Annotated in this window: 16 protein-coding genes; 14 read left to right on the top strand and 2 right to left on the bottom strand. The window is 38.6% G+C overall.

What is annotated here, in order from left to right; translation table 11 throughout:
- From ACIQXI_RS12130 to opp4A (ACIQXI_RS12065), 14 genes are all read left to right on the top strand, one after another.
- Positions 1-774 carry a dihydroorotate dehydrogenase electron transfer subunit gene (locus ACIQXI_RS12130; RefSeq protein ID WP_402924993.1) on the top strand — a complete coding sequence of 258 codons (774 nt, stop codon included), beginning with the start codon at positions 1-3 and terminating at the stop codon, positions 772-774.
- Positions 771-1,682 (top strand): dihydroorotate dehydrogenase, encoded by a 912-nt coding sequence (locus tag ACIQXI_RS12125; protein WP_402924991.1) that lies wholly within the window; start codon positions 771-773, stop codon positions 1,680-1,682. The genes ACIQXI_RS12130 and ACIQXI_RS12125 overlap by 4 nt, the downstream gene beginning before the upstream one ends.
- Positions 1,683-2,387: an orotidine-5'-phosphate decarboxylase gene (gene pyrF, locus ACIQXI_RS12120; RefSeq protein WP_402924990.1), complete on the top strand. Its 705-nt coding sequence runs from the start codon at positions 1,683-1,685 to the stop codon at positions 2,385-2,387.
- Positions 2,388-2,390: 3 nt separating this feature from the next.
- Complete coding sequence (gene pyrE / locus ACIQXI_RS12115) at positions 2,391-3,020, top strand: orotate phosphoribosyltransferase (protein ID WP_402924988.1); 630 nt, start codon at positions 2,391-2,393, stop codon at positions 3,018-3,020.
- Positions 3,021-3,763: 743 nt separating this feature from the next.
- Entirely contained in the window at positions 3,764-4,762 is a 999-nt protein-coding gene (locus ACIQXI_RS12110) for an ABC transporter ATP-binding protein (protein ID WP_402924986.1), read from the top strand.
- 9 nt (positions 4,763-4,771) lie between these two features.
- Positions 4,772-5,761 (top strand): ABC transporter ATP-binding protein, encoded by a 990-nt coding sequence (locus ACIQXI_RS12105; protein WP_402924984.1) that lies wholly within the window; start codon positions 4,772-4,774, stop codon positions 5,759-5,761.
- 62 nt (positions 5,762-5,823) lie between these two features.
- Positions 5,824-7,554, top strand: a complete 1,731-nt coding sequence (gene opp4A, locus ACIQXI_RS12100) for an oligopeptide ABC transporter substrate-binding protein (RefSeq protein ID WP_402924981.1) — start codon at positions 5,824-5,826, stop codon at positions 7,552-7,554.
- Positions 7,555-7,649: 95 nt separating this feature from the next.
- Positions 7,650-8,615 (top strand): oligopeptide ABC transporter permease, encoded by a 966-nt coding sequence (gene opp4B / locus ACIQXI_RS12095; protein ID WP_402924978.1) that lies wholly within the window; start codon positions 7,650-7,652, stop codon positions 8,613-8,615.
- Positions 8,616-8,628: 13 nt separating this feature from the next.
- Positions 8,629-9,537 (top strand): oligopeptide ABC transporter permease, encoded by a 909-nt coding sequence (gene opp4C, locus ACIQXI_RS12090; protein WP_402924976.1) that lies wholly within the window; start codon positions 8,629-8,631, stop codon positions 9,535-9,537.
- Between the two features lie 1,206 nt (positions 9,538-10,743).
- Positions 10,744-11,757: an ABC transporter ATP-binding protein gene (locus ACIQXI_RS12085; RefSeq protein ID WP_402924973.1), complete on the top strand. Its 1,014-nt coding sequence runs from the start codon at positions 10,744-10,746 to the stop codon at positions 11,755-11,757.
- Positions 11,754-12,701 carry an ATP-binding cassette domain-containing protein gene (locus ACIQXI_RS12080; protein ID WP_402924970.1) on the top strand — a complete coding sequence of 316 codons (948 nt, stop codon included), beginning with the start codon at positions 11,754-11,756 and terminating at the stop codon, positions 12,699-12,701. The genes ACIQXI_RS12085 and ACIQXI_RS12080 overlap by 4 nt, the downstream gene beginning before the upstream one ends.
- A gap of 1 nt (position 12,702) precedes the next feature.
- Positions 12,703-13,665, top strand: a complete 963-nt coding sequence (opp4B, locus tag ACIQXI_RS12075) for an oligopeptide ABC transporter permease (protein WP_402924968.1) — start codon at positions 12,703-12,705, stop codon at positions 13,663-13,665.
- Between the two features lie 35 nt (positions 13,666-13,700).
- Entirely contained in the window at positions 13,701-14,603 is a 903-nt protein-coding gene (locus ACIQXI_RS12070) for an ABC transporter permease (protein ID WP_402924965.1), read from the top strand.
- A 17-nt stretch (positions 14,604-14,620) separates the two neighbouring features.
- The gene (opp4A, locus tag ACIQXI_RS12065) at positions 14,621-16,426 is read left to right on the top strand and encodes an oligopeptide ABC transporter substrate-binding protein (RefSeq protein WP_402924963.1); all 1,806 of its coding nucleotides are present in this window, start codon (positions 14,621-14,623) and stop codon (positions 16,424-16,426) included.
- Positions 16,427-16,533: 107 nt separating this feature from the next.
- On the opposite strand, the gene ACIQXI_RS12060 is transcribed toward opp4A (ACIQXI_RS12065), so the two are convergent.
- On the bottom strand, positions 16,534-17,460 hold the full coding sequence (locus ACIQXI_RS12060) for an ABC transporter ATP-binding protein (protein ID WP_402924961.1): 927 nt from the start codon (positions 17,458-17,460) through the stop codon (positions 16,534-16,536).
- Positions 17,453-18,508 (bottom strand): ABC transporter ATP-binding protein, encoded by a 1,056-nt coding sequence (locus ACIQXI_RS12055; RefSeq protein ID WP_402924958.1) that lies wholly within the window; start codon positions 18,506-18,508, stop codon positions 17,453-17,455. The genes ACIQXI_RS12060 and ACIQXI_RS12055 overlap by 8 nt, the downstream gene beginning before the upstream one ends.
- Positions 18,509-18,521 lie beyond the last annotated feature (13 nt).

The following is an 18,521-nucleotide window of genomic DNA, read 5'->3' as shown; positions in this document are numbered from 1 at the left end:
ATGATTCGTCAAGAGAAAATGACGGTCGTCTCTCAAAAGCAAATTGCGACAAACATTTTCGAATTGACACTTCGTGGTGAACTGGTTCAGGATATGACTCCTGGCCAGTTTGTCCATGTAAAGGTGTCAGATTCATTGGAGCCGCTTTTACGTCGACCTATCAGTATTGCAAATATAGATAAAGACAACAGTGAATTTACCATGATTTATCGTGCGGAAGGTCGAGGAACACAAGTGTTGGCGACTAATCGTGAAGGGCAGTTAGTCAATGTCCTTGGCCCAATCGGTCATGGCTTCCCAGTGGATGCTGTAAAGCCAGGCGGGACGGCATTATTAGTTGGTGGCGGCATCGGTGTACCACCTTTACATGAACTTTCCAAACAGCTGACTGCTCGTGGTGTGAAAACAATCCATGTATTAGGCTTCCAAACAGAAGATGTATGCTTCTATGAGGAAGAGTTTACTGCACTTGGTGAAACCCACTACGTAACAGTTGATGGCTCTAAAGGAACGAAAGGATTCGTCACAAACGTCCTAGAAACACGTGCACCTGAATTTGATGTGTTTTATTCTTGTGGTCCGCTACCAATGTTAAAAGCATTAGAAGGCTTCTATCCTGAAAAAGAAGGCTACTTATCTTTTGAAGAGCGTATGGGCTGCGGCATTGGGGCTTGCTTCGCCTGTGTGTGCAAAACAACCGATCAAAATGAAAAAGACTATGTCAAAGTATGCTCTGACGGTCCAGTTTTCCCGAAAGGTACGGTGGCATTATGAGTCGTTTAAATATCCAATTACCAGGCTTAGATTTAAAAAATCCAATTATGCCGGCTTCAGGTTGCTTCGGCTTCGGTCGTGAATATGCACAACTATATGATTTATCGAAGCTTGGAGCAATTATGATTAAAGCAACAACAGTAGAAACAAGACCGGGCAATCCGACACCACGTGTAGCGGAGACTGCAGCGGGGATGTTAAACGCGATTGGTTTACAAAATCCTGGTATTGAAAAAGTCATGAATGAAGAATTAAAGTTTTTAGAAGGCTATGATGTGCCGATTATTGCCAATGTGGCAGGTACTGAAACCGCAGATTATGTGGAAGTAGCGCGACGTATCTCAACTGCGCCAAATGTCAAAGCGTTAGAACTGAATATTTCTTGTCCAAACGTTAAGTGTGGCGGTATTCAATTCGGTACAGACCCAGCAACAGCTCGACAGCTTGTTGAGGCAGTAAAGGCAGTTTCTGAAGTACCTGTTTATGTGAAATTATCACCGAATGTAACGAATATTGTAGAAATTGCCCAAGCTGTTGAAGCAGGTGGCGCAGACGGCATTACAATGATTAATACATTAATCGGCATGCGTTTACATGAGCGCACAGGTAAGCCGGTTATTGCCAATGGAACAGGGGGCTTATCAGGTCCGGCAGTAAAACCAGTTGCCATTCGTATGGTATATGAGGTGTATAAAGCCGTCAATATTCCGATTATTGGGATGGGTGGCGTAAGCGAAGCGCAGGATGTCATCGACTTTATGTCAGCAGGTGCATCAGCAGTAGCAGTTGGTACAGCCAATTTTGTGGATCATTTTGTATGTCCGAACATCATCGAAGAATTACCAGCAAAGCTTGACGCTTTAGGCGTTGAGCATATTACGGACATTATCGGAAGGAGCCATCGTTAAATGAATAGAAAACCAATATTAGCACTTGATTTCCCAGGAGAAGTAGAAGTTTTTAAGTTTTTAGCACAGTTTCAGGAGCCTCTTTTCGTCAAGATTGGGATGGAGCTTTATATGCAAGAAGGTCCTGATATTGTACGCAAAGTGAAAGATTTAGGGCATGATATTTTCCTAGATTTAAAGCTACATGATATTCCTAACACTGTTGGTTCAGCAATGAAAGGCTTAGCTAAATTAGGAGTAGATTTAGTCAATGTCCATGCAGCAGGCGGCCGTCCAATGATGGAAGCGGCACTGGAAGGTCTGGAAGCAGGTACACCCGCAGGGCGTGAGCGTGCTGCATTAATCGCAGTGACACAATTAACATCTACTACGGAAGCGCAAATGCAAACAGAGCAAAAAATTGCCTTAACATTGCAAGAATCCGTGTTACATTATGCTAGTTTAACAAAACAAGCAGGCTTGAATGGTGTTGTGTGCTCGGTACATGAAGCACAAGCCATTGCGGAAGCGTGTGGCGAAGACTTCTTACGTGTCACACCTGGTATTCGTTTAGCTGGAGGAGACGCACATGATCAAAAGCGTGTCGCTACGCCAGATGGCGCAAAACGTGATGGTTCTTCACTAATCGTCGTAGGACGTGCAGTAACAGGTGCACAAGATCCAGTAGCAGCATATAAAATCGTAAGTGACTTATGGGAGGCATAAATTATGACATTACAAAACGAAATCGCACACGCTATGCTAAAAGTTGGCGCAGTCGAATTAAATCCAACAGACCTTTTCACTTGGGCATCAGGCATTCAATCACCAATTTACTGTGATACACGTCTAACAATCTCTGACCCTGTTATTCGTAAACAACTTGCAAATGGCTTAGCCACTGTCATTAAAGAGAACTTTGGTGCAACAGAAATCGTAGCAGGTACGGCTACAGCAGGTATTCCACACGCTGCATGGGTAAGCGATATTTTAGACTTACCGATGGTGTACGTGCGTTCAAAAGCAAAAGAGCATGGCCGTGGCAATCAGATTGAAGGTAAATACGCTGCAGGACAAAAAGTCGTTGTCGTAGAAGATATTGTATCAACAGGTGGTTCTTCGATTACAGCAGTTGAAGCTTTACGTGCAGCAGGTTGTGAAGTGCTAGGGGTTGTCTGTGTTTACACATATAACTTACCACGTGCTGAACAAGCATTTGAAGAAGCAGGCATCCAATATGTGTCTTTAACAAACTTCGATTATTTAATTGAAGCAGCAAACGAATCAGGTGCTATTAAAGAGGGAGATATTCCATTTTTAAAAGACTGGCATGCAAAATTGAAAGCTGGCGCACTATAAAAAATAATCTAATAAACGAGTAAAATAGAAAGAAACGATCACGGTTATATGAGCCGGTGATCGTTTTTTTTCGGTAACAATAAAAATAAAAGTTTGAAGATGTATGTTTAGAAAAATTAACGTATAAATAGTTTTTTACTGTAGTAAAAATCGCTTTTTGTTGTTATTGCTTTAAAGCGAAAAACTATATAAGAATAATATCAGAATAATAAAAATAAATAGAAAATATAGATAGGTCCAATATTGTTCAAGTTTACCAAATAAGAGAATTGCTATGAAATACTTAAAAATGAATATTTTCAGAGGTATTGTTTTATTAAAATAATAAATAGATGGTATAGAATTACATAAATAATTAAGTTAACAAATTTATGGTTATAAAGAATGCAAGAATTATATAATTTTTTGTAATAGTTGTATGGTTAATTATGTATATAACATTGTGAGATATGTAAAAAAACTCTTGATTAAATGGTTTAATTCTAGATAAAATAACAATATGAATAATTTTCAGATAATTCCATAAGTATATAGTTAGTTGTTTTTTTATTTCTACTGTAAATTTTTTATTAAATTGTTTTTAAATTGAATATCATAAAAACTATTAAATAATTGAGTAGAAATGATTTTGGAATAAGTTTAATCGGTTGTAGTTCTTTTTTTCTGAATATTGAATCAGGAAAGTTTATACATCGCTAGTTTTCGCTACATATTTCTATTTAGAAAAAATATACAAAGGTGTGATGATTAAAATGAATTTAATGCTTGAAGTGAGTAACCTTAAAACCGGTTTTGATATAGACGGGAAAATATATCATGCAGTAGATAATGTTTCATTTTCCGTTAAGCCCGGACAAATTGTAGGCATTGTAGGGGAATCGGGTTGTGGCAAAAGTGTTATGTCGCTGTCGATTATGCAACTACTGCCTCAAGGAATTGGCAAAGTGACTGGTGGGGAAATAAAGTTCCAAGGTCAAAATATTGAAGGTTACACAAGTGATGAAATGAATAAATTACGTGGCAAAGATATTAGTATGATCTTCCAAGAGCCAATGACATCTTTAAACCCTGTCTTTACAATTGGCAATCAAATCGAAGAGATTTTATTAAACCATTTATCTATTTCCAAAAACGAAGCAAGGCAGCAATCAATCGAACTATTAAAAAGTGTAGGGATCCCTCGACCAGATAAAATTGTCGACGAATATCCGCACCAATTATCAGGAGGGATGCGACAACGGGTTATGATTGCCATAGCTATAGCGTGTCACCCGAAACTGTTAATTGCCGATGAACCAACTACAGCGCTAGACGTAACGGTACAAGCGCAAATTCTTGAGTTGCTTAAAAAGATTCAAGCGAAAAATGATATGTCTATTATTTTAATTACGCATGATTTAGGTGTAGTGGCAGAAATGTGTGATGAAGTCATTATTATGTATGCTGGAAAAATTGTCGAGCGCACAAATGTGGACAATCTATTCCATAATCCAAAACATCCGTATACAAAGCTTTTAATGGCATCCATTCCACGTATTGATCTTGAGGTCAGTGAGCTAACGACAATTCAAGGCATTGTGCCATCGTTAAAAAATATGCCGACAATCGGCTGTCGTTTTGCGGATAGATGCCCGTCTGTGAAACCGGAGTGTAGTACAATAACGCCTCAGCTTTCCCAAATCGGCGAGGGTCATGAAGTTGCTTGTTTACTATATGAAGGTTCTATCTTAGAGAAGGTGTGAGGTAACAACATGACAGATACAACAATTAAACAACCTAAAGAAAATTTACTTGAAGTGAATAATTTAAAAACCTATTACCCGATTAAAGGTGGATTTTTCAAAAAAACAGTTGGACATGTAAAAGCTGTCGATAATGTTTCATTTGCCATTAAAAATGGCGAAACACTCGGCCTAGTTGGGGAATCAGGCTGTGGTAAATCAACTACTGGCCGCACCATTATTCGATTGCTCGATTCAACAGAAGGACAAATCGTCTTTAATGGGCAAGATATTACGAAAATACAGGGCAAATCGTTAAGAGAAATACGAAAAGATATTCAAATGGTCTTCCAAGATCCCTACGCATCATTGAACCCTATGCAGATGGTAGGGAGTATCGTAGCGGAGCCAATAATGAATTTCCATAATAAAACGCTCAATTCCCTAAAAGCAGAAGTCATTGAACTGTTACGAAAAGTGGGCTTACCCGAGGATGCTTATTATAAATATGCGCATGAATTTTCAGGTGGGCAACGTCAACGAATCGGCATTGCGAGAGCACTTGCATTAAGACCGAAACTCATTATTGCCGATGAACCTGTTTCTGCTTTGGATGTTTCTGTGCAATCACAAGTTTTGAATCTATTAAAAGAGTTGCAGGATGAGTTTGATTTAACATTTTTATTTATTGCGCACGATTTAAGTGTGGTCAAGCATATGAGTGACCGTATCGGCGTGATGTATTTAGGAAATATTGTGGAAATTGCTGACAAAACAAGCATTTATGATGAACCATTACATCCCTATACACAAGCGCTTATTTCAGCAATACCTGTACCAGATCCACGTAAAAAAAGTACGCGTATTGTGTTAGAAGGCGATGTACCGAGTCCAGCAAATCCTCCGACAGGATGCCCATTCCATCCAAGATGCCCAAAGGCTATGATGGAATGTTCCTTAACAAAACCGGTATTAAAGGAGGTGAAGCCAAATCATAAAGTTGCTTGCCATTTATATTAATGGGGGCAAGAAAAAAAGGGAAAAAATGCTTTTCAAAATAAAAAATTAACGGGGGGAAAAACATGAAAAAGACGAAAACATTATGGTCGCTTTTACTTATGCTCGTCATGGCATTGTTCCTAGCAGCATGTAATAACGACTCATCGACAACGGACAAAGATAAAGAAACGGATAAGGAAACACCAGTGGCAACTACTACTGATGCCAAAGAAGGTGGCACTGTCACATTCGGAACAGACCAAGCGCCAGAGGGCGTATTTGACCCTGCCTTTGCAGGAAGTATTGTAGATAGCTATATCCAAGGCTTCATGATGGATGGTATTTATGATGTAAATGATGAGTTAGAATATGTGCCAAACCTTGCAAAATGGGATATTAGTGAAGATAAATTAACGTATACGTTCAATTTTGAAAAGGGCGTTAAATGGCATAATGGTGATGAATTAACAGGTGAAGACTGGGTATTTGCATTAGAAACGTTAGCAGATCCTGATTATGATGGTCCTCGTTTCAATTATGTTGAAGGTGTAAAAGGAGCAAAAGCTAAAAAAGAAGGTAAAGCAGATAAAATCGAAGGAATTGAAGTTGTTGATCCTTACACAATTAAAGTTACATTTGAAGAAGTAAAAATTAATAACTTAGAAAGTATTTGGCAATTCCCAATGCCGAAAAAACATTATGAAGGCATTGCGGTTAAAGATTTAAGTGAATCAAAACAAGTGCGCGAAACGCCTGTAGGTAATGGGCCGTTTAAAGTGAAAAAAGTTGTAGACGGCGAGTATTCTGAATTAGAGCGTTTTGATGATTACTGGAAAGGGAAACCAACGCTTGATGGTGTGATTGTTAAAGTAATTGACCCATCATTAGCAGCTGGTGCATTCCAAAACGGAGAAATCGACATCATGGATATTAGACCACAATCTGTGAAAGAGCTTTCTGCATTAAGCAATGTACGTATCGAAGAAACAACTGGTGTAAGCTATTCTTATATCGGACTTCGTTTTGGTCACCGTGACCAAGCTACACTGAAAAATGTAGCAGATTTTGATAAATTCAATTCAAAAGAATTACGTCAGGCACTATTATATGCAATTAACCGTCCAGCAATGATCGATGCTTTCTTAGAAGGAAAAGCAGAAGTAGCGAATACAGTTATTCCAGTGACGTTCTGGACTGCTGCAGATGCTTCCGATTTAAATGCTTATGACTTTAACGTAGATAAAGCAAAAGAGTTATTAAAAACAGCAGGCTATGTTGATAAAGATGGCGATGGATTTGTAGAAGATCCACAAGGCAAACCATTTAAAATTTCATTTGGCCACTATGCAGGACCAGCAGCATTTGAAGGTCGTTCACAAGCAATCATCCAATCTTGGAATGATATTGGTGTGAAAACTGAATTAGCAACAGGTAGCTTAGTAGAGTTTAACTTATACAATGAAATGAAAGATAATGATGATGCTGCATTAGAAGCATTCTTCGGTTCTTGGAGCATGGGTTCTGATCCAGATCCATCTGGTTTATGGGCAAATGATGCAGAATGGAACTACGGTCGTTATGTAGATGAAGAAAACGACAAGCTGTTAAAAGAAGCGTTAAGCGAAAAAGCATTTGATCAAGATTACCGTAAAAAGGTTTATGTTGATTGGCAAAAGTACTTCAATGAAGAATTACCAGCACTACCATTATGGGAGAACCTAGATTTATATGGTATTAACAACCGACTACAAGGTGTGCATATTAACGCTGTTGGATTCCAAACAGACGTTTATAAATGGCATATTGTTGAATAAGATGAATGCCTTATAAAGGCTTTAGAAACCTACTACTATCGGGCTCACTTTAAGAGCCTGATAGTAGTAAATTTTAATTGATAAGGGGACGTCACATGCTTCAATACACACTTCGCAGATTACTCGGCATGATTCCATTGTTACTCCTTATTTCGGTAGTTGTGTTCTTCTTAGCAAAAATGATGCCAGGAGATCCATTTGCGGGAGAAATAGATCCATCCAATACAAACCCACAATACATCGAGGAAATGAGAGAGAAGTTAGGCTATAATGATCCAATTATCGTGCAATATGGAAGATGGATGGCTAATTTTATACAAGGGGATTTTGGCAAATCAACCGTTTATAAAAAACCTGCAATAGAAGTCATTGCACAACGAATTCCGAATACATTATTTTTAGCAATAACCTCTTTAATTTTGACGTATATTTTTGCTTTTTTCATGGGCATGTATGCGGGAAGAAAACCTTATACACTCGGCGATAATTTAATCGCTTCTTATAATTATTTAGCTTTGGCCATTCCATCGTTTGTTGCTGGGATTGTGGCAATTTATGTATTCTCCTTCCAATTAGGATGGTTCCCATTCAACGGCTCAGTCGGGGTAGGACTTGAGGAAGGTACATTTGATTACTATATAAGTAGAATCCATCATGTGTTATTGCCTGCACTTGTATTAGGATTAATGGGTACAGCTTCTTATACTCAATTTTTACGTAATGACATTATTGAAAACAGTAGAAAAGATTTTGTACGAACAGCAAGAGCAAAAGGAACAAAGGAATCGAAAATTTACAACAAGCATATTTTAAGAAATTCAATTATTCCAATTATTACTTTTCTTGGTTTTGACATCGCTACATTAATTAGTGGTGCGGTTATTACAGAAACCATCTTTACGTATCCCGGAATAGGAGCACTGTTCTTAGATTCCGTTGGAAGAAGAGATTATGCGGTCATGATGTCGATAACTATGTTACTTTCGTTCTTAACACTTTTTGGGAATTTAGTAGCTGATTTATTGTATGGTATAGTAGATCCGCGCATTAGACTAGATTAGGGAGGGGAAAAATGTGGAGATTATAACAAAACCAGAAGCGTCTACTTCAAAAACACTGAATAAAAGCCCCTCTCCATGGGTGATAGCGAGAAGAAAGTTCGTTAAAAATAAATTAGCTATGATAAGCCTTATTTTTTTACTAATCGTTATTATTCTATCGTTTTTAGCGCCATATATTACGACTAAAGATATTGTGCGTGTAGACTTTATGAAAATTAGCCAACCACCTTCGAGTGAGAATTGGCTTGGAACTGATACAAATGGTCGTGATGTTTTTACACGGATGTTGTATGCAGGTAGATCCTCGTTAACGGTTGGAGTAGGCTGTATGTTTTTCATTGTTTTAATTGGGACAACGATTGGCTCTATTTCAGGCTATTTTGGGGGCAAAATCGATCAAATTTTAATGCGTTTCACTGATTTTGTCTTAATGTTCCCATTATTAGTATTTGTTATCGTGTTAAATACAATTTTGATCGGCAAAGTTTCAGGATTATGGACGTTAATCATCGTCATTTCCTTATTAAGTTGGGGAAGTGTTGCCCGCGTTGTCCGAAGTCGTATTCTCGCAGAAAAAGAAAATGAGTACATTTTAGCGGCGCAATCAATAGGCTGTAAATCGTCAAAAATCATTATGAAACATTTATTGCCAAATGTCGCTTCGACAATTATTGTACAAGCTACACTTTTAATGGCGGTAACGATTGTTATTGAATCTGCATTAAGCTTCCTAAACTTCGGCGTACCAGCAGATACACCAAGCTGGGGCAATATGCTAGCTGAAGCTAGAAACTCCGATGTACTGAGAGATAAAACATGGATTTGGGTTCCACCAGCGACAGCTATTACATTAGTTATTCTATCGATTAACTTTATCGGTGAAGGGCTAAAAGATGCAATGAATCCTAAATCAAGAAGATAACGTTTGGTGAATAAATGGCACCTATTAAAGTAACTTTACTTTAATAGGTGCCATTTGCTGTTGTACGAGCATGAGTGAGATTTTCCTTCGAGTAAGTGATTAAAGTGATTTACCCGCGGGAGAGATTCCGCGGAGCGGGGGTGAGATTCCGCGAATTTAGGCAGTGATTCCTCGGAGCGATGGAGTGATTTCTCGAAGGGGGGTGATCCCGCGGAGCGATGGTGGAATCCCGCGAAGTTGGGCAGTAATCCCGCGGAGCAGGGAGTGATTCCGCGGAGCAGGGCAGTAATTCCGCGGAGCAAGGGAGTAATTCCGCGAAGCAGGGTTGAGATTCCGCGAAGCAAGGGTGTAATTCCGCGAAGCGATGCAGTAATCCCGCGGAATGAGGGAATAATCCCGGGGAGCAAGGGTGAAATCCCGCGAAGCCAGGGTGTAATTCCGCGAAGTGAGGGAGTAATTCCGCAGAGCGATGGTGTAATTCCGCGAAGTTGGGCAGTAATTCCGCGGAGCAAGGGTGGAATCCCGCGAAGTTGGGTAGTAATTCCGCGGAATGAGGGAATAATCCCGCGAAGCAAAGAAAAATATCAAAATTGTACATAAATGCATTTTATGGGACGTAGAAAATTCCTATTTTTAAGTAAAAGCTTGCTAAATAAAATCTAGCTCACTTATTGGAGATTAAAACAATAATTATAAATTTATGGTTAGTTCAAAATTTTATTAATGTAGTAAAACAATATGATTATGGACCATTTTAAATCGGAGACAAGGACAAAAAAATATTTAAAAAAATTTACTTGTCCATTAAACGATGAAATTAAATATTGAAAAATAAGTTATCGGAAATGAAAATAGGGTATATTTTGTTATTTTAATAAAAAGATAAATCGTATCCACTAAATTTTATTCCGATAACAAATCACCAAAGTTGTAAATAGGAAAATAAATTTCATGAGGGAAATAATGTAAAATAATGTGCTGATTTTATGATAATAATTTGTAAAATAGGCTTGATTTTGCTTAATGTTTCTATATAAAATAACATTACAATAAAAGTTATCAGATAATTCTTTCTATATAATTTTAGAGAATTATCGAACAATTGATGAATGAATTTCCAAACGAACATGATAGGGGGAGATAGATTATTTACGAAATAATAATATTGAAATAAATAACTTAAAATTAATTATTGGAGGGAGATTGTTGCAATCAGTAAATGACTTATTAACGATTAACAATTTAACAACAAGTTTTCGACTCAAAGACACATATCATGCAGCTGTAGAAGATGTCTCATTGTCACTAAGAAAAAATGAGATTTTAGCGATTGTTGGCGAATCGGGCTGTGGAAAAAGTACATTAGCCACAACAATTGTTGGCCTTCATAATGCCCTCAATACGAAAGTGACGGGTGAAATACTTTACAAACAGCGAAATTTAGCGCAGTTAAGTGAAGAACAATTCAATGAATTAAGAGGCAATGATATTGGCTTTATTTTTCAAGATCCTCTATCAGCATTAAATCCATTAATGCGCATTCAGGAACAAATTGCAGAAGGTCTTATTTATCATACAACACTTACAAAACAGCAACGGGAAGAACGTGTTTTAGAGCTGTTAGAGCAAGTAGGGATTGCGAATGCTAGTCGTGTTGCAAGACAGTTCCCACATCAATTGTCAGGGGGAATGCGCCAACGTGTTATGATTGCCATTGCGTTATCCAGCAAACCCGCCATTATCATTGCAGATGAGCCGACAACTGCCCTAGATGTTACGATTCAAGCGCAAATTTTAGATTTATTAAAAGCGCTTCAAGATGAAACACAAGCAGGGATTATTTTAATTACCCATGACTTAGGTGTTGTGGCGGAAATGGCAGATCGTGTTGCTGTTATGTATGCAGGGCAAGTGATTGAAGAGGCACCCGTTCAAGAGTTGTTTCATAATGCCAAGCATCCATATACACGCTCTTTATTAAACTCGATTCCACAAACCCATCAGGAAAATGAGCGTTTAGAAGTTATCCATGGTATGGTGCCTTCCCTTATGAATTTACCGCGTGAGGGATGTCGCTTTTCCGCTCGTATTCCGTGGATTGATGCATCAGCGCATGAAATGGACCCGCAACTACATGAAATTGCACCAGGGCATTTTGTGCGATGTACATGCTGGAAACACTTTCATTTTGAAAAAGAGAGAGTGGGTGTATCGATGTGAGCTTTATGCAAGTTAAAGATTTAAATGTCCATTATCCACTCCGTGGGGGGTTTTTTAATACGATACAAGATAAAGTGTATGCTGTAGATGGCGTTACATTGGAATTTGAGAAAGGAAAAACGTACGGTTTAGTTGGCGAATCGGGCTCTGGTAAGTCTACGACTGGCAAAGCAATTATTGGCCTTGAAAAGATAACGTCAGGGCACATTATTTATGAAGGACAAGATGTGACAAACAGACGTCGCAAGCGTAGCTCAGCATATAGTCGTGAAATTCAAATGATTTTCCAAGATGCCCATTCGAGTATGAACCCTCGAAAACGCGTAATCGATATACTGGCGGAGCCGTTACGTAATTTTATGAAGCTGAGTGATCAGGAAGAGCGCAAGCGCATTAAAGAATTGCTAGCCATTGTCGGCATGTCCGAAGATGTGCTGTTAAAGTATCCACACGAATTTTCTGGGGGGCAAAAGCAACGTCTAGGGATAGCTCGAGCAGTCGCTTGTAATCCGAAATTGATTATCGCAGATGAGCCTGTGTCGGCACTTGATTTGTCGGTGCAAGCTCAAGTGTTAAATTTTATGAAAGATATACAACGACAATATGGGCTAAGTTATTTATTTATCTCGCATGACCTAGGTGTCGTGAAACATATGTGTGACTACATTGCCATCATGTATAAGGGGCGCTTTGTAGAAACGGGTACTCGTCAGGATATTTACCTAAATCCCCAACATATTTATACAAATCGCCTTCTATCAGCAATTCCCCATATTGAGCCAGAGACAAGATTGGCACGCAAGAAAGCTCGACAACAAGTCGAAGAGAAATATCAACAAAATCATCATCGATATTATGATGAGCATGGTAAAGTATACCCTTTAAAATCTATTTCAGAGACGCATAAAGTGGCGATGTCTGGAATTGAGCAGGAGGGGGTGTAATATGTGGAAAACAGTTGTCAGACGGTTTATCGTCATGATTCCACAATTGTTCATATTGAGTTTATTTGTCTTTATACTCGCCAAGCAAATGCCTGGTGATCCATTTACAGGTTTAATAACCCCAGAAACAGACCCTTCAAGAATTGAGGAGCTGCGCATACAAGCGGGCTTCTATGACCCTTGGTATGAACAATATTATCGCTGGATTACAAATGCTCTTCAAGGAGACTTTGGACAAAGCTATACATATAAAATTGCGGTTTCAACGCTTATTGGAGAGCGCGCACTGAATACATTTTGGTTATCACTACTAAGTGTCATTTTAGTCTATGTGCTAGCTATTCCACTTGGTATGGTGGCTGGGCGTAAGCAAGATACATTATTAGACAAATCGATTATTCTCTACAGTTTTATTAGCTTTGCCATTCCAACGTTTGTCCTTTCACTCGTGTTCTTATTCGTTTTTGGTTATCGCCTTATGTGGTTCCCTACGAGTGGTACGGTCGACGTGGGGCTTGAAGCGGGCACGTTGGCTTATTTCTGGAATAAAGTATATCACCTACTTTTACCTGCGATAACGGCAGCTATTTTAGGTACAACAGGGATTATCCAATATTTACGTTCAGAAATTATAGATGCGAAAACACAAGACTATGTTAAAACTGCTCGTAGTAAAGGTATTCCAATACGAAGAATTTATACGCGACATATTTTCCGCAATTCAGTACTTCCAATTGCAGCATTTTTAGGGTTTACAATAACAGGATTATTAGGTGGCTCAATTTTTATCGAAACAATTTATGGCTATCCAGGTATGGGCGAATTGTTTATTAGTTCGATAACGAGTCGCGACTATAGTGTCATTACTGCACTCATCATGCTCTATGGTTTCTTAGCATTATTAGGTAGTCTGTTGTCGGATATTATTATGACCATTGTGGATCCGCGTATCCGTATAGACTAACGACGAAACTTAATGTTGATGAAGAGGTGAATTACATGACACAGCAAATCAATGAAACAGTAAGTATAGAAAGCTCAGCACCGACAGGGATACAAGTTGTTTTACGAGAGTTTAAAAAAGATAAAGTCGCGATGTTTTCATTAGTTGGCGTGACACTCATGATCATTTCTATTTTTATTACAGCTTGGATGCTCGATCAAGAAAAAATATTAACAATTAATCTCTTTGAACGCTACACAAAACCAGGTGTAAATGGCTATATTTTAGGCGCAGATGAAGCAGGACGTGACGTACTAGGACAACTAGTGATTGGCGCCAAAAATTCGTTGTTAATTGCCATATGGGTGACGGTCATTGCCAATATTATTGGTATTGCACTAGGAATTATTATGGGCTACTACAGCGGTATTGTAGATAATGTCATGATGCGAATCATTGATTTTATTATTACATTACCGACATTTATGATTTTTATCGTGCTTGTATCGATTATCCCAGAATACGGCGTTTTTGAGCTCGTAATGATTATTAGTGCATTGCAATGGATAGGGGTTGCCCGGTTAATTCGTAGTAAAGCATTATCGGAAGGGCGACGGGATTATGTCAATGCATCGAAAACAATGGGGACAAGTGATATCGCGATTATGTTTAAGGGGGTCTTGCCTAATTTAAGTTCATTATTAATTGTTGAGTTTACATTAAGTCTTGCTGGGAATATTGGGATTGAAACAGGGCTATCGTTTCTAGGATTTGGGCTACCCCCTTCGACCCCGAGCCTAGGTACATTAGTAAGCTATGCTAGAAATCCACTCGTACTAGCTGAAAAATGGTGGGTATGGTTACCAGCATCACTATTAATTTTACTCTTAATTCTTGGGATCAATTATATAGGTCAAGCACTTCGTCGGGCTGCCGACGTAAAACAAAGATTGGGATAACAGAGGAGGTAATAACAATGACAAAAAAATGGTTGATAACTGTCGTGACGTTGGCCATCATGTTGCTATTAGCTGCTTGCAGTAGTACGAATAATGAGCAGGCAAAAAACTCTGAGGGAGGCAATGATAAACCTACCGAAACAGAAGACAATAAAGTAGATACAAGTTTGCTACCGACAGAAGTAACAAATGAAGGGGAAGCTATTGAAGGGGGGACATTACATGTAGGGCTTGTTGCAGATTCACCTTTTAAAGGCATTTTCCTTGCTGAGCTCACTGAAGATGCCACGGATAGTTCGATTGCAGGTTATGCTTCAAATGGTCTATTTGAGGTAGATGGCGACTTTTTACTAACTGATGAAGGGATAGCAAAATTAGATGTCGATACGGACAATAAAAAAGTGACAATTACGATTCAAGGTGATGTGAAATGGTCAGATGGCACACCATTAACGGCGGAGGATTTAATCTATCCGTATGAAATTATTGGTCATCCAGACTATGAAGGTGTGCGTTATAATGATGACTTTAAAAATATTGTGGGAGCAGAAGAATACCATGATGGCAAAGCCGATACGATTTCCGGTATTAAAAAGATCGATGATAAGTCGATTGAAATTTCGTTAAAGAAAATATCACCTGCTATTTATTCCGGAGGGGATGGCTTATGGAGCTCTGCAGCACCAAAGCATCAACTCGAATCGATTGCTATAAAAGATCTGATTTCGTCCGATGCCGTACGTAAAAATCCGATTACACTTGGACCATTTAAGTTTGACAATATTGTCAACGGAGAGTCCGTGCAGTTTGTGGCAAATGAGAACTATTTTAAAGGCAAACCAAAAATTGATAAGGTAATTGTTCAAGTAGTGTCAACTTCAGCCGTAGGTGAAGCAGTGAAGGCAGGGCAATTTGATATTGTTTCATTCCCTGCTACACAATATGATAGTATTAAAAATTTATCAAATATTGCGATATTAGGGCGCCCTGAGTTGTCTTACAGCTACCTTGGCTTTAAATTAGGGAAATACGATCAAGAAAAGGGTGAAAACATTTATGATGAAAATGCAAAAATGAATGATATCCAATTACGTAAGGCAATAGCGTATGCAATGGATATTGAAAGTGTAACAGATAAATTTTATCAAGGGTTGCGCGTACGTGCCAATTCTTTAATTCCACCAGCATTTAAAACATATTATGATGACACGCTTGAGGGCTACCACTATGATCCAGAAAAGGCGAGACAATTATTAGATACAGCAGGCTATAAAGATATAGATGGTGATGGTATTCGTGAAGATAAGGACGGCAATAAATTTACTATTCGTTTAGCAGCGATGTCAGGCTCTGATACAGATGAAGCTATCGTTGAGTACTATCGTCAAAACTGGAAAGATGTTGGTTTAGATGTCCAATTAACGACAGGGCGTTTAATTGAATTTAATAACTTCTACGATAAAGTACAAGCAGATGATCCTGAAATTGACATATATATGGCTGCGTGGAGTACAGGGACAAATCCATCACCGGTGGGCTTGTATGGCAAAGGGGCAGCTTTTAACTTTAGTCGCTACGTATCGGATGATTTAACAAATTTGTTAAATGATATTGACTCAGAAGAAGCGCTCGATCAAGCATATCGTGCACAAGCATTCCGCAAATGGCAAGAATATATGGCTGACAAGGCAATGATCATTCCAATGTATTTCCGTACCTCAATTATTGCAGTCAATAACAGAGTGAAAAGCTATAATATCGATCGTGAAACAGGTACGGAGATTCAAGATTTAGAGCTGATAGCTGAAGAACCGATAAAATAAGTGTATAATGGTAAATATAGTATTTATTTCAATTTCGAGCGATAGTATAGAAGTGGGAGTATAAAAAAGATCCATCCAATGCATATTTGCAATGGATGGATCATATATTATTTAGTGGCAACCCAAGTTTTCACAAGATCAGCAGTACCATAGACATAATGTTGGTCGCCAACTTCATGATATGTGGCGCTTTCATCAACTTCCGTATGTTTGTATGGAATACGTTGACGACGCTTTTCAGACATTGGATCTGGAAGCGGAATTGCTGATAATAATGATTTTGTATAAGGGTGAACAGGATGATTATAAATATCATCTGCTTTCCCAATCTCCAAAATTTTACCACGGTACATAACAGCAATACGATCACTGATGTATTTTACCATCGAAAGGTCATGGGCAATGAAAAGGTACGTTAAACCACGTTCTTTTTGCAGTTGTTTTAATAAGTTTACAACTTGCGCTTGAATCGAAACGTCAAGTGCTGAGATTGGTTCGTCGGCAATGATAAACTTAGGATCTAAGCTTAGTGCACGAGCGATACCGATACGTTGACGTTGACCACCTGAGAATTCATGGGCATAGCGATTTGCGTGCTCTTTGTTTAATCCCACAGCTTCAAGCAATTGGTTGATTTTTTCACGACGTACTTTCTTATCTTTGTGTAAGCCATGAATATCAAATGCTTCTGCAATAATTTCCCCAGCTGTCATACGAGGGTTTAATGATGCGTATGGATCTTGGAAAATCATTTGCATTTGACGGTTAAATTTCTTTAACTCGCTTTTTGATTTTTTACCATGGACATTTTCACCATCGAAAATAATTTCACCATCAGTAATATCGTATAGGCGGATGATTGAGCGACCAGTCGTCGATTTACCACAGCCTGATTCACCAACAAGGCCAAGTGTTTCACCTTCATAGACATCAAAGCTAATACCATCAACAGCTTTAATAGGGTTGCTTGGTGAACCGAAATATTGTTTTACGTTTTTAATTTCAAGAATTTTTTTTGCACCCGTTTTAGTCATTGAATTCTGCCTCCTTCGCTACAAAGCCCTCAATACGTTTAGCTACCGCATCTGGAAGTGGAATTTTTGGCGCGTCAGGATGTAATAACCAAGTTTTTGCAAAATGTGTTTCGCTTACTTGGAACATCGGTGGCTCTTGTTCATAATCAATCGCCATGGCAAATTCATTTCGAGCAGCAAATGCATCACCCTTTGGAGGGTTTGTAAGATCTGGCGGTGAACCAGGAATCGTACGTAATAGCTCGTCCTCGTTACTATCTAAATCCGGCATAGAGCCTAGTAATCCCCATGTATAAGGGTGTTTTGGATTATAGAAAATATCATTAACCGTACCATATTCAACGATTTGACCAGCATACATAACTGCTACACGGTCAGCAACGTTCGCCACAACACCTAAGTCGTGGGTAATGAAAATGATAGATGTTTTCGAACTTTTTTGGATTTCTTTCATTAATTCTAAAATTTGCGCTTGAATTGTTACGTCTAACGCTGTTGTTGGCTCATCGGCAATCAGCAGCTTTGGATCAGCAGCAAGTGCAATCGCGATTACAACACGTTGACGCATCCCGCCTGAAAATTCATGTGGGTATTGGTTGTAACGTTTTTCAGGGAAAGGAATACCTACCTGCGTTAAAAGCTCGATTGCGCGTTTTTTCGCTTCAGCTTTAGATACTTTCTTATGTTGCAAAATTACTTCAGTTATTTGACGTCCGACCTTCATCGTTGGATTCAAACTTGTCATCGGATCTTGGAAAATCATGGCGATTTCATTCCCGCGTACTTTTGCCATTTCTTTATCACTTAACGGAACTAAATCACGGCCGTTAAATAAAATTTGTCCTGACTCATAAATACCAGGTGGCTGTGGAATTAATTTCATTAAAGCGTTACTCGTAACACTCTTACCAGAACCAGATTCACCCACGATTGCTAGTGTTTCGCCTTCTTTTAAATCGAAGTTTACACCACGAACAGCATGGACAAGCCCTGCATATGTTTTAAAGTTAATTTTTAAATCTTTTACTTCTAAAATTGTTTTACTCATTTCGGCCACCTCC

The sequence above is a fragment of the Lysinibacillus sp. NPDC097195 genome (assembly GCF_044762075.1).
GTDB lineage: Bacteria > Bacillota > Bacilli > Bacillales_A > Planococcaceae > Lysinibacillus.
The sequence above is the reverse complement of the archived record's forward strand: the minus strand, read 5'-3'. Positions and strand labels throughout refer to the sequence as shown.

Bases quoted from the DNA above. Each gene is read 5' to 3' on its own strand.
- ACIQXI_RS12130 (WP_402924993.1), top strand. From the start codon at position 1: ATGATTCGTCAAGAGAAAATGACGGTCGTCTCTCAAAAGCAAATTGCG.
- ACIQXI_RS12125 (WP_402924991.1), top strand. From the start codon at position 771: ATGAGTCGTTTAAATATCCAATTACCAGGCTTAGATTTAAAAAATCCA.
- pyrF (WP_402924990.1), top strand. From the start codon at position 1,683: ATGAATAGAAAACCAATATTAGCACTTGATTTCCCAGGAGAAGTAGAA.
- pyrE (WP_402924988.1), top strand. From the start codon at position 2,391: ATGACATTACAAAACGAAATCGCACACGCTATGCTAAAAGTTGGCGCA.
- ACIQXI_RS12110 (WP_402924986.1), top strand. From the start codon at position 3,764: ATGATTAAAATGAATTTAATGCTTGAAGTGAGTAACCTTAAAACCGGT.
- ACIQXI_RS12105 (WP_402924984.1), top strand. From the start codon at position 4,772: ATGACAGATACAACAATTAAACAACCTAAAGAAAATTTACTTGAAGTG.
- opp4A (WP_402924981.1), top strand. From the start codon at position 5,824: ATGAAAAAGACGAAAACATTATGGTCGCTTTTACTTATGCTCGTCATG.
- opp4B (WP_402924978.1), top strand. From the start codon at position 7,650: ATGCTTCAATACACACTTCGCAGATTACTCGGCATGATTCCATTGTTA.
- opp4B (WP_402924968.1), top strand. From the start codon at position 12,703: ATGTGGAAAACAGTTGTCAGACGGTTTATCGTCATGATTCCACAATTG.
- ACIQXI_RS12070 (WP_402924965.1), top strand. From the start codon at position 13,701: ATGACACAGCAAATCAATGAAACAGTAAGTATAGAAAGCTCAGCACCG.
- opp4A (WP_402924963.1), top strand. From the start codon at position 14,621: ATGACAAAAAAATGGTTGATAACTGTCGTGACGTTGGCCATCATGTTG.
- ACIQXI_RS12060 (WP_402924961.1), bottom strand. From the start codon at position 17,460: ATGACTAAAACGGGTGCAAAAAAAATTCTTGAAATTAAAAACGTAAAA.
- ACIQXI_RS12055 (WP_402924958.1), bottom strand. From the start codon at position 18,508: ATGAGTAAAACAATTTTAGAAGTAAAAGATTTAAAAATTAACTTTAAA.